Origin of the sequence: Actinomadura rubrobrunea NBRC 15275, from assembly GCF_001552235.1 — a bacterium.
GTDB lineage: Bacteria > Actinomycetota > Actinomycetes > Streptosporangiales > Streptosporangiaceae > Spirillospora > Spirillospora viridilutea.
The window spans coordinates 1-12,324 of record NZ_BCQU01000039.1 but is presented as its reverse complement, the minus strand read 5'-3'; the positions used below and the strand labels follow the sequence as shown (position 1 = coordinate 12,324).

Genomic DNA, 12,324 nt, shown 5'->3' with positions numbered 1-12,324 from the left:
GCCTCGCTCCGCCCCCGGCCATTACCCGCACTCACCGTCGCTCCCCCTCTGTCTCGTCCCCTTTTGCCTGTGCGCCATGGGTTCCTCCCGCGGGCGGGTCACGTCTGCCCGACGATGCGGCCATGGGCCGCCTCCTCCACCGCCCGGCGCACCACCGAAACGGTGAACGCGGCCGCGGCGACCGCTACCACGGCCAGCAGCACCAGCCCGAGGGCGTAGGAGCCGTAGGCGCCGTAGAGGGACCCCATCACCAGCGGCGGAACGAAGCCGCCCAGACCGCCGGCCGCGCCCACCACACCGGTCACCGAGCCGACCTTGCCCGCCGGCACCAGCCGCGCGACCAGCGCGAACACGGCGCCGCTGCCGACGCCCAACGCCGCGGCCATGGTCAGGAACGCCAGCGTGCCCACCGGCATCAGCGGCGGCGCGAACGCCTGCACCACCGCGCCGGCGGCCACCACCGCCAGCGCCGCGGCCAGGACCCGCGCGGGACCGAACCGGTCCGACAGCCACCCTCCGAACGGCCGCATGACGACCGCGAGGATCACGAAACCGGCCATCCGGGCGGCCGCGTCCGCCTGCGCCAGCCCGTACTCGTTCTTCAGATGAGTCGGCAGATATACCGAGAAGGCAACGTACCCGCCGAACGCCACCGCATACAGCGCGGACGCCTGCCAGGTGACGCCCAGCCGTGCGGCCTCCGCCAGCCGCCGCGCCGCAGGCTCGGCGGAGGCCGCACGGCCGGGCGCCTCGCGGAGCACCAGTGCGGACACCGCCGTGTACACCGCCAGCACGAGCGCGGTGACCCCGAACGGGGTCGCCGTCCCGCCCCAGTCGACCAGCTTCACCGTCGTCAGCGCGCTGATCGCGGTACCGCCCATGCCGGCGCCGAACACCCCGAGCGCCAGCCCGCGCCGCTCGGGCGGGAACCAGGCGTTGACGAACGGCACCCCGACGGCGAACGCCGTGCCGCCGATGCCGAGGAAGAAACCGCCGATCAGCAGCGCCGCGAAGGACGACTGCCCGGCCCATCCCAGGAACAGCACCGGGACGATGGTCGCCGCCGACACCACCGGGAACATCACGCGCCCGCCGAACCGGTCGGTCAGCGCCCCGACCGGGATCCGGCCCAGCGAGCCGACCACCACCGGCACCGCCACCAGCAGCGCCTGCTCGAAAGTGGTGAGATGCAACGCGTCCTTGAACCGGGGGCCGAGCGGGCTGAGCAGCGCCCACGCCCAGAAGTTCAGCGCGAAGCCCACGGTGGCCACCGCCAGCATCGCCATCGGCCGCCCGCCCGGATGCGCCGCCTCGGACGCCCCGGCCCCCTGCTCCCGTTCGCCTGCCACCGGCCTCACTTCCCACGCACACCCGACGGCCGCAGCCGTCCTCTCGCAGGGCTTCCCGAACTGGTCCGCTTCACGCCGTTCCAACGGTGGCCCGTCCGGTCCCACAGGTCCTAGGGACCTTGGTCCCGGCGCGGCGGGCTGTTCGTCGGCCTCGCGGCGAGCCTTCCGCGTCCGCGCACCGTCCCATGCCGTCCTGGGCGCGACGCGGCCGCCTGCCCCGTACGGGGAGGGAGACACAGGACCTGCGGCGCCGGGGTCGTTCGGCGTGCGGACTTGTGTGTTGACGCCCGGGCGGCGCGGCCGCCTGCCCAGCGCGGAAACGCATGCCCTGCGGCGCTGCGGTCGTTCGGGGCGCGGCCTGTCCGTCCACGGGCGAACGGGGGTTCTCGCGCAGAAGGGGCCGCGGACGACGCGTTCCGCGGCCCCTTCTCGTCGTGTCAGTTCAGGTTGAGGGTGAACGTGGTGGTGTTGTTGCGGATGTCCTCGTGGTTGTCGCTCAGGCTCAGGCCGTTGAAGGTCGCCGAGCCGACGGCCGGACCCTGGCCGGGCTCGGGCTCCTCGTTGACCCAGATGCCGAAGCCCGACTTGGCGTCGAACTCGTCACCGCTCTTGCGCGCCCCGGAGATGGCGACGTCGGTGAAGACGACGTCGGTGATCGGGTTGAGCGGCCGCCCGTCGGAGTACTTGGTCTGGAACATGATCCCCGAGTACGTCGGGTCGACGATGTCGACATCGTTGACCCGGATCCCCCGGAACGGGTACTCGCCGGAGTACGCCCACAGTGCGGGGAAGGTCTGCCGGCCCCAGAAGTGGCCGCCCGCCCGCACGAGCGAGATGTTCTCGAACGTCGTCTTCGGGTCGGCCTCGAAGCCCAGCGCCGGGATGCTCCCGAACCGCAGCGTGGCGATGGTGATCCCGGGGTAGACGAGGGTGTCGGCGATGTACAGGTTGCGGAAGGTGTTGCCGCCGCCCCCGTAGACCGCCAGGCCCGCGGCCCGCCAGGTCAGCAGCGAGGTGAGGTTCTCGTAGACGTTGCCGGTCTGCTGCTCGTTGTGGCGGTCGACGGCCGGGAACAGCGCGAAGCCGTCGTCGCCGGTGGTGCGCGCCTCGATGTTGCTGACCGTGTTGCCGCTGCTGCCGTTGGTCAGGTTGAGGCCGTCGGCCCACATGTTCCTGATCCGCGAGTTCTTGATGACGGAGTTGTCGACGTTGGTGCCCCAGAAGAGGCAGACCGTGTGCTCGACCCAGATGTCGTCGATGGTCATGTCGGCGACGTTGCTGAAGTCGAACACCTTGCCCGGGCCGTCGATGCGCACGGTGTAGTTGCCGAAGAAGGCGAACCCGGAGAACGTCGAGCCGTTGGCGGACGCGTCCGCGTGGAAGCCCGCGTCGGTGTTCTGCTGGTTCCTCGGGGTGTGGAACCGCGTGAACCACGGGCCCGCGCCCACGACCTTGACGGCCTTGCCGTAGACGTTGAACTTGTGGGTCGTCTCATAGTCGCCCGGCGGCAGGTACACGCCCTCCAGGTTGGGGTCCTGCCGCGCCCGGTCCAGGGCGTTCTGCACGTCCTGGTGGGTGAAACCGGCGGGGACCGCGTACTTGGCCGGGTCCGGGTTGGGCTTGGCGGCCACCTGCTCGGTGTTGATGAAGTCGATGGCGTAGGTGGTCGTGTTGTCCGCGTCCTTCTGCAGCTTGATCTTGCTGCCGGCGGGCACGGTGGTGCCGAGCATCAGGTTGGCCTCGTCGTAGATGTGGCGCGGCGGGCCCGCGCTCGGCGCGTCGCTCGGGTTGGCCTCGTCGCCGTACACCCAGGTGTAGCGGGACGTCAGGTCGAGGGCCTTGTGGAAGGTCCCGTCGACGTAGACGTTGAGCGTCGCGTCGATGCCGCCGCCGCCCGGGGCGTCGGGGATCGAGTAGCGGACCACCAGCGTGTTGGTGGGCGCCGTGGTGGTGAACTCGACGCTGGCGCCGGTTCCGGTGAGCCGGACCGCCCGGCGGCCCGACGCCTCGCCCGCCAGGTCCCCGACGGTGCGGTTGGGGCCGACGACCGTCGCGCCGCCGGCGAGCACGCCGTCCTCCGCCTCATACCACTCGTACGGCATGGTGGCGCCGCGTCCCGCGGCCGCCGCGCGGGGAGAGGTGTCGTCGGCGCGTCCGCCGGGCTTCTCGGCCGCGGCGGCGGGGGACGCCACCGGGCCGAGGAGGCCGCCGGACGCGGCCAAGGTCACGGACAGCAGGAGCGGGGTCAGCTTCCGTTTCATTTGTTCTGCTCCCTCGGTGAGCGGGGGGTTGGGGGCACTTCCGGGGGAAAGGTCTGATCAGCGCAGCCACACGGCGGTGTCCGCGGGCAGCACGTCGCCGTCCAGCGGCCCGCTGGCCAACAGGACCTCGCCGTCGACGCGCACGGGGTCGGCGCCGAGGTTCACCACGCAGGTGAGGCCCGAGTCGCGGGTGAAGGCGAGCACGTCGTCGCCCATCGGCAGCCAGGTCAGGGCGCCGTCGCCGAGTTCGGCGGCGCGGATGCGCAGCGCGGCGCGGTAGAGGGACAGCATCGAGGACGGATCGGCCTGCTGGGCCTCGACCGTCAGGTCCTTCCAGTCGGCGGGCTGCGGCAGCCACGGCGTCCCGGCGCCGAACCCGAACGGCGGCTCGGTGCCGGACCAGGGGAGCGGCACCCGGCAGCCGTCGCGACCGGGGTCGGTGCGGCCGGAGCGGCGCCAGATGGGGTCCTGCCGCAGCTCGTCCGGCAGGTCCTCCACCTCGGGCAGCCCCAGCTCCTCGCCCTGGTAGATGTACACGCTCCCGGGCAGGGCGAGCGACAGCAGCGCCGCGGCCCGGGCCCGCCGCATGCCGACCGTGAGGTCGCTGGGCATGCCGTGCTTGCGGTCGGCGTGGTCGAACGCGGTGTCGGCGCGGCCGTAGCGGGTGACCGTGCGGGTGACGTCGTGGTTCGACAGCACCCAGGTGGCCGGGGCGCCGACCGGCGCGAGCGTGGCGAGCGTGTCGTCGATGACGGTCCGCAGGGCGGCCGCGTCCCAGGGGGCGCCGAGGAACGGGAAGTTGAAGACGGTGTGCAGCTCGTCCGGCCGCAGGTAGCGGGCGAGCCGCTCCTGGTCGGGCAGCCACACCTCGCCGACCAGCATCCGGCCGGGGTAGGCGTCGGTCAGGCGCCGCCACTCCCGGTAGATGTCGTGGACGCCGTCCCGGTCGGTGTACGGGTCCCGTCCGTCGGGCGCGGCGTCGGGGTCCTTGACCGGCAGCGCGGCCGAGTCGACGCGGAAGCCGTCCACGCCCCGGTCGAACCAGAACCGCAGCACGTCCAGGAACTCGGCGCGCACGTCGGGATGGTTCCAGTTGAAGTCGGGCTGCTCGGGGGCGAACAGGTGCAGGTACCACTCGCCGTCGGGGGCCCGCGTCCAGGCCGGGCCGCCGAAGATCGACTGCCAGTCGTTGGGCGGCGCGTCCCCGTCGCCGCGCCGGAACCAGAACCGGGCGCGCTCGGGGGACCCCGGACCGGCGGCCAGGGCGGCGCGGAACCACGCGCTCTGGTCCGAGGTGTGGTTGGGCACCACGTCGAGGATGACCCGGATGCCCAGCGCGTGCGCGTCGCCGATGAAGGCCTCCGCGTCGGCGAGGGTGCCGAAGACCGGTTCGATGCCGCGGTAGTCGGCGACGTCGTAGCCGCCGTCGGCCATCGGCGACGGGTACCAGGGGTTGAGCCACACGGCGTCCACCCCCAGCTCGGACAGGTAGGGCAGGCGGGAGCGCAGCCCCGCCAGGTCGCCCACGCCGTCGCCGTCGCCGTCGGCGAAACTGCGCAGGTAGACCTGGTAGATCACGGCTCCCCGCCACCATGCTTCGGGCATGCTCACGCGCTCCTCGGGACTGTTCGCGGACGTTCGGAGAGGTGACGTTCGGAGAGGCTCGGTCGCGACTTCACGGTCACTGTTCGATCGGCGCCGTCGGAAAGGACTCGTCGGGCGCCGCCGGACGGGCGGCGCCGGGGACGGGGTCAGCCTTTGAGGCCCCCCGCGGTCAGACCGGCCATGATGTGCCGCTGGAACAGGAAGAACACGACGATGGTCGGGATGCTGGCGATCACCAGGGCCGCGGTCATCGTGGTCTGCGGCATGTTGGCCCGCAGCGAGGCGATGCCCACGCTGATCGTCATCTTCTCCGGGTCCTGCAGCACGAGCAGGGGCCAGGCGAAGTCGCGCCACACGTTGACCACCGTGAAGATCGACACGACGCCGAGGATCGGCCGCGACACCGGCAGCACGATCGACCACAGGATCCGCAGCGGCGAGGCGCCGTCGACCTGCGCCGCCTCCAGCAGGGCGGTGGGGATCGCGTCGAAGAAGCGCTTGAGCAGGAAGATGTTGAACCCGTTGGCGACCGCGGGCAGCCAGATCGCCCACGGCGTGTTCAGCAGGTCCAGCCGGACGATCGGCACGTCCTTGACCGTCAGGTAGGCGGGCAGCAGGATCACCGTCGGCGGGATCATCAGCGTCGCCAGCATGCCCATCAAGATCACGTTGCCGAACCGGGGGCGCAGCTTGGACAGCGCGTAGGCCGCGGCGACGTCGAACGCCATCGTGAACGCCCAGGCCCCCGCCGCGTACTGCAGGGTGTTCAGCAGGAACCGGTCGAGGTTCATCATCGTCCACGCCTGCCGGTAGCTGTCGAAGGAGACGGACGACGGCACGAACGTGGGCGGGATGCGGGCGAACTCCTCGCCGGTCTTCATCGCCCCGGTGACCATCCAGTACAGCGGGAACACGAAGACGGCCGTGAACAGCATCACCGTCGAGACCAGGACGGTCCAGTAGATCCTGCGGCCCCACGGCGAGTTCAGCTGGTGCGGCGACAGCACCGTCCGGTGCCCGGTGGCGAACGGCTTCGGACGGCGCCGCCTGGGCGCGCGCCGGGACGGCGGGGCGGACGCGGCGGGCGGACGCGTGGCGGTGAGAGAGGGCATGGTGACGGGCCTTCAGGTGACGTTGCGCGACACGCGCAGGTAGGCGGCGGAGAAGACGATCAGGACGATCATGAGCATCAGCCCGAGGGCGCTGCCCCCGCCGAAGTCCTGGTAGTCGAAGGCGTACTGGTACATCAGGTAGACGACGCTGAGCGTGGCGTCCTCCGGGCCGCCGCCGGTGAGCAGGTACGGCTCGATGAACACCTGCATCGTCGCGATGATCTGCAGCAGCAGCATCACCAGCAGGATCAGCCGGGTCTGCGGGATGGTGACGTGCCAGATCCGGCGCAGCGTCCCGGCGCCGTCCAGCTCGGCGGCCTCGTACAGCTCGCCGGGGACGGTCTGCAGCGCCGCCAGGTAGATCAGCGTGCCGGTGCCCAGGTTCATCCAGGTGGACACGATCACCAGCGAGATCAGCGCGGTGTCCCGGGAGTCCAGCCAGCTCAGACCCGGCAGGTGCACCAGGTTCAGCAGCTGGTTGAACAGGCCCGGCCCCGGGTCGTAGAACCACTTGAACAGCAGCACCGACACCGCCGGCGGCAGCATGACGGGCAGGTACACCACGAACCTCAGGTAGCCGCGGGCGTGCCGCAGCTCGTTCAGCACCAGCGCGATCGCGAAGGGGACCACGTACCCGCACAGCAGCGCGAGCAGGGTGAACATCGCGGTGTTGCGCCAGGCGGGCCAGAACGCGGGGTCCTGCACCACCGTCCGGATGTTGTCGAGCCCGACCCACTGGGGCGGATCGACGAAATTGTTCTTCTGGAAGCTCAGGACGACCTCGCGGGCCATCGGATACCAGGAGAAGAACGCGAAGCAGATCAGCGCTCCGCTGAGGAACCCGTAGGCGGTGAGGTTCCGCCGTACCGCCAGGCCGAGCCGCCTGCGCGGCGCCCCCGCCGGGCGGAGGCGGCCGCCGTGCGAAACGGTCATCGTGGTCCTTCCGGTGCCCCGGGAGCGCCGGGCGGCGCCCCCGGGAGGTGGGCGTCAGTTGCTGCGGGCGAGGAGTGCGTTGACCTTCTTCTCGGCGTCGGCCAGCAGCTGGTCGATGTCGGCGTCCCTGCGGGTCAGGACGGCCGACATGACGCCGTCGAGGATCGCGTAGATGGCCTGCGCGTTCGGCGGCTCCACCTTGGGCGTGACGCCGGACGACCCCTTCTCATACGGGGCGAAGTTGTCCACGGGCACGGTGGCGTACTGGCGCCGCAGCGCGCGCTCCTGGGCGCCGCTGGCGTTGTCGCCCCACAGCAGGTTCTCGGGGACGCCGACCGGGCGGCCCCCCTCCTTGAACCGCTTGTAGTCGAACTGGCCCTGCCCCGGCGTCAGGTTCCGGAAGTCCAGCCACAGCATGGCGGCCTTGATCTGGTCCGGGCTCGCCTTCGGGTTGATCATGTAGGCGTCGCCGCCGAGCAGGGACGCCCTGGCCTCCGGCAGCGTGGTCGCGCCGATGTCCTCGATCTCGGCGCCGAAGTTGAGGAACGTCTCGACGGCCACGTCCGGCGCGCCGACCATCATGCCGAGCTTGCCGCTGCCCATCATCCGCATGAGGTCCTCCCAGCGCAGCAGCTGCTTGGTCCCCATGGAGTCGTCGGTCCAGCGCATGTCCTTGAGGGTCTGCAGGACGGCGCGCCCTTCGGGGCTGTTGAACGCGGCCTTCTTGCCGTCGGGGGTGACGACGTCGCCGCCCCGCCCGTAGATCTCGGCGGTGAAGTGCCAGCCGCCGGTGTTGCCGGCGCTGTACTCGCCGTACCCGACGTAGCCGGGGCCCAGCGCGGAGATCTTCTTGGCGGCCTCGCGGACCTCGGCCCAGGTCTTGGGCGGGTTGTTCGGGTCGAGCCCCGCCTTGGCGAACAGCTTGCGGTTGTAGACGAGCCCGGTGGTGTAGCCCTTGCGGGGGACGCCGTAGATGCGGCCCTTGCCGTCCTGGAGCGCCTTGAGGAACTGCGGGTTGACGTCCTTGAGCCGCTTGAGGGCGCCGACGTAGGGGGTGATGTCGGCGGCCTGCCGGTTCTGAATGATCTTCTGGGCGTCGGTGTAGTAGACGTAGAAGACGTCCTCCATCTGCCCGCCGGCCAGCTTGGCCTGGAACGTCTCGGGCACGATGCAGGGGAAGGCGTCCTTGCCGACGACCGTGATGTTCGGGTACTCGGCCTGGAACGCCTTGACGTCGGCGTCCCACGCGGCCCGCTCGGCCTTGGCGGTCTTCGGGGGCCGGCAGCCGACGGTGATCGTCACCTTGGTGTTCGGATCGAGCGGCCCGGCCGTCGCGGCGGCCCCGCGGTCGTTCTGCCTGCTGGACTTGGCGCCGCACGCGGTGCCCGTGACGGCCAGTGCCGCCGTCAGCAGCACCGCCACTGGACGGAGTCTCATCGGGGGTTCCTCCTCGGGGGATTGCGAGGAACATACAGAGACGTACATCACAACGCAAGACCCGAATTTTTCAACGCAAGAACACGACGAAAGATCGCAAACTTTGGAACGCGCCCGGAATGACGAGAGCCGCCGCCCACGGGGGCGACGGCTCGGAGCGCGATGCGCGCGCGATCAGCCGGAGGCGGCCGGCCGCGGCGGCGCGGTGGAGCCGCGGACCACCAGCTCGGGCTCGTAGAGCAGCTCCTCGGCGGGCGCCGACCCGCGCTCCATCTGCGTGACCAGCATGCTGACCGCCGCCCTGCCCATCGCCTCGATCGGCTGGCGGACCGTGGTGAGCGGCGGGTGCGTGCAGTTGATGAACGCCGAGTCGTCGAACCCGACCACCGACAGGTCCTCCGGCGCCGACAGCCCGGCCCGGCGCACCGCCCGGATCGCCCCGAGCGCCAGCACGTCGCTCGCGCAGATCACCGCCGTGTACCCCGCCGCGATGATCCGCGCGGCCACCGAGTGGCCGCCCTCGATCGAGAACATGGCGTGCGCCACCGCGTCGTCGGGCACCTCGCCCGCGACCGCGCGGAACGCTGCCAGCTTGCGCTGCGACGGGATGTGGTCCTCCGGCCCCAGCAGCAGCGCGATGCGCTCATGCCCCAGCGACGTCAGATGCGCGTAGGCCTGCTCGACGGCGACCGCGTCGTCGGTGGACACCCGGGGGAACGTCAGCTCCGGCACCCCCGCGTTCACCAGCACGACCGGAAGCCCCAGCTCCATCAGCCGGTAGTAGTGGTCGTGCGGGGAATCGAGCTCCGCGTAGTGCCCGCCCGCGAACACCACGCCCGACACCTGCTGGTCGACGAGCATGTTGACGTAGTCGGCCTCCGACAGCCCGCCCGCGGTCCGGGTGCACAGCACCGGCGTGAACCCCCGCTGGGCGAGCGCGCCCCCGATCACCTCCGCCAGCGCCGGGAAGATCGGGTTGCCCAGCTCCGGCAGGACCAGGCCCACCAGCCGGGCCCGCTCCCCGCGCAGCTGCGTGGGCCGCTCGTAGCCCAGCACGTCGAGCGCGGTGAGCACCGCCTGCCGCGTCGCCTCCGACACCCCCGGACGCCCGTTCAGCACGCGGCTGACCGTCGCCTCGCTGACTCCCACCTTCTTCGCGACCTCGGCGAGCCGCCGGGTCCGCGCGGACTCCCCTGACTGACTCATTGCGCAAGGATACGACAGCCCTGTGCAAGTGAACGTCCGATCTTGCGCAAACGACGCAAGTGAGCCGCTCCCTCGGCGACCGGTGCGGGACGAAGGTCCCGGAAGTTCGGGCCATTGGTCCCTCGGCGGCGGAGCCCGTTGGTCCCTGGTCCGGCCGCGCGCTGATCGCTGGGATGTACGGGATCCTCATCCGAGTTCTGGAGTTGCCGCATGACGTCGAGTTCCGCCGTGCAGGTGGAAACGGTCGACAGGCCCGTGACGCGCAAAGGGACGCGTCTGGTCTCCTGGCTGACGTCGACCGACCACAAGGTGATCGGCTACCTCTACTTGATCACCTCGTTCGCGTTCTTTCTCATCGGCGGCGTCCTGGCCCTGGTCGTGCGCGCCGAGCTGGCGCATCCGGGACTGCAGCTGGTCTCCAACGAGCAGTACAACCAGGCCTTCACCATGCACGGCCTGATCATGCTGCTGCTGTTCGCCACCCCGCTGTTCACCGGGTTCGCCAACGTGGTGATGCCGCTGCAGATCGGCGCTCCGGACGTGGCCTTCCCCCGCCTGAACATGCTGAGCTACTGGCTGTTCCTGTTCGGCGGGCTGATCGCGGCCGCGTCCTTCCTCACGCCGGGCGGCGCGGCCAGTTTCGGCTGGTACATGTATCCGCCGCTGTCGAACGCCATTCACAGTCCCGGCATCGGCGCCGACATGGGCATCATCGGCCTCACGCTGGGCGGCTTCGGCACGATCCTTTCGGCGGTCAACTTCATCACCACGATCCTGTGCATGCGGGCGCCGGGCATGACGATGTTCCGGGTGCCGGTCTTCACCTGGAACGTGCTGATCACCAGCATCCTGGTGCTGGCGATCTTCCCGGTGCTGGCCGCGACGCTGGTGGCGCTGGAGTCCGACCGCAAGTTCGGCTCGCACATCTTCGACGCCGAGACCGGCGGCGCGCTGATCTTCCAGCACCTGTTCTGGTTCTTCGGGCACCCCGAGGTCTACGTGATCGCGCTGCCGTTCTTCGGGATCATCTCCGAGATCATCCCGGTGTTCAGCCGCAAGCCGATCTTCGGCTACGTGGGCATGGTGGCGGCCACGCTGTCGATCGCCGGCCTGTCGATGGCCGTGTGGGCGCACCACATGTTCACCACCGGCCAGGTGGTGCTGCCCTTCTTCTCGTTCATGACGCTCCTGATCGCCGTGCCGACCGGGATCAAGTTCTTCAACTGGGTGGGCACGATGTGGCGCGGACAGCTGACCTTCGAGGCGCCGATGCTGTTCTCGGTCGGCTTCCTCGTGACGTTCCTGTTCGGCGGACTCACGGGCGTGCTGCTCGCCTCGCCGCCGATCGACTTCCACGTCAGCGACTCCTACTTCGTCGTCGCCCACTTCCACTACACGCTGTTCGGCACCGTGGTGTTCGCCATGTTCGCCGGGTTCTACTTCTGGTGGCCGAAGATGACCGGCAAGGTGCTGCACGAGGGCTGGGCCAAGGTCCATTTCTGGACCCTGTTCATCGGCTTCCACGGCACCTTCCTGGTCCAGCACTGGATGGGCGTCCAGGGATTGCCGCGGCGGTTCGCCGACTATCCCGCCGAATTCACCACCCTCAACATGGTGTCCACGGCCGGTGCGTTCCTGCTGGGCATCTCCACGATCCCGTTCCTGTGGAACATCTACCGCACCGCCAAGTCCGCGCCGCGGGTGACCGTGGACGACCCGTGGGGCTACGGCGGATCGCTGGAGTGGGCGACCTCCTGCCCGCCCCCGCGGCACAACTTCACCTCCATTCCGCGCATCCGCTCCACGCGGCCCGCCTTCGACCTGCACCACCCGCGCGCAGGCACCGAGACGGGCTGACGAAGGACCGGTCGGCGACGGCCAGACGGCCTCGCGACCCCGCGCCCGTCCCGCCGTCCTCCCCCTCCGGCGGGACGGGCGCCCCTCACCAAAATCCGCCCTGCCCAGAGCGTGACCCGCGCGATACCACGCTGCAGTCCCAACAATTGAGCACAGCGGCCGGGACACCTGACCGCCGCCGCGCAACCACCGGCGCCCGAGAAAGAAGGGTGCGAAAACACTCGATCGATCACGAGCGGGCCGACCGACAAGAAACCTGGATCGGTCACCGCCGGCCGTAATGCGGATCGCGTCCTCGGAAGCATTGTGGATTTCCGCCCGGCGGCACGGTGACCAGTGCCGGTCCGGCCCAAGGCATCACTGTCCCCGAATACGACGAGCTTCACTCCGCAAGGCGCCCCTTGTGCCCCCGTGCCGGGCTCACCGGCTCAGCGATTGAATCCACCTTGCAACGACGCCAGAAGGCGGCCGCTGGATTTGGCCGTGACCGGAGGCAATGTCAATACCTGCTCGCGCAGTTTGCCGAGCAGCTCCAGGGCGCGGTCGAGCACGGCCTCGGGGCCC

General features: G+C 70.3%; 8 protein-coding genes. 1 reads left to right on the top strand and 7 read right to left on the bottom strand.

What is annotated here, in order from left to right; genetic code table 11:
• Positions 1–98 precede the first annotated feature (98 nt).
• The 7 genes from AR3_RS14190 to AR3_RS14160 form a co-directional block, all read right to left on the bottom strand.
• Positions 99–1,358, bottom strand: coding sequence for an MFS transporter (locus AR3_RS14190; RefSeq protein ID WP_390098785.1), 1,260 nt, complete (start codon positions 1,356–1,358; stop codon positions 99–101).
• Between the two features lie 428 nt (positions 1,359–1,786).
• Positions 1,787–3,610, bottom strand: a complete 1,824-nt coding sequence (locus AR3_RS14185) for a right-handed parallel beta-helix repeat-containing protein (protein ID WP_146150333.1) — start codon at positions 3,608–3,610, stop codon at positions 1,787–1,789.
• Positions 3,611–3,667: 57 nt separating this feature from the next.
• Positions 3,668–5,215: a glycoside hydrolase family 13 protein gene (locus AR3_RS14180; RefSeq protein WP_067914293.1), complete on the bottom strand. Its 1,548-nt coding sequence runs from the start codon at positions 5,213–5,215 to the stop codon at positions 3,668–3,670.
• Between the two features lie 146 nt (positions 5,216–5,361).
• Entirely contained in the window at positions 5,362–6,327 is a 966-nt protein-coding gene (locus AR3_RS14175) for a carbohydrate ABC transporter permease (protein ID WP_083951490.1), read from the bottom strand.
• A 12-nt stretch (positions 6,328–6,339) separates the two neighbouring features.
• Positions 6,340–7,260, bottom strand: a complete 921-nt coding sequence (locus AR3_RS14170) for a carbohydrate ABC transporter permease (protein WP_067914291.1) — start codon at positions 7,258–7,260, stop codon at positions 6,340–6,342.
• 54 nt (positions 7,261–7,314) lie between these two features.
• Positions 7,315–8,697: an ABC transporter substrate-binding protein gene (locus tag AR3_RS14165; protein WP_067914288.1), complete on the bottom strand. Its 1,383-nt coding sequence runs from the start codon at positions 8,695–8,697 to the stop codon at positions 7,315–7,317.
• A 174-nt stretch (positions 8,698–8,871) separates the two neighbouring features.
• On the bottom strand, positions 8,872–9,903 hold the full coding sequence (locus AR3_RS14160; protein ID WP_067914285.1) for a LacI family DNA-binding transcriptional regulator: 1,032 nt from the start codon (positions 9,901–9,903) through the stop codon (positions 8,872–8,874).
• Between the two features lie 210 nt (positions 9,904–10,113).
• Here AR3_RS14160 and ctaD point away from each other — a divergent pair, with 210 nt between their 5' ends.
• Entirely contained in the window at positions 10,114–11,760 is a 1,647-nt protein-coding gene (gene ctaD / locus AR3_RS14155; protein WP_067914282.1) for an aa3-type cytochrome oxidase subunit I, read from the top strand.
• Positions 11,761–12,324: the final 564 nt, after the last annotated feature.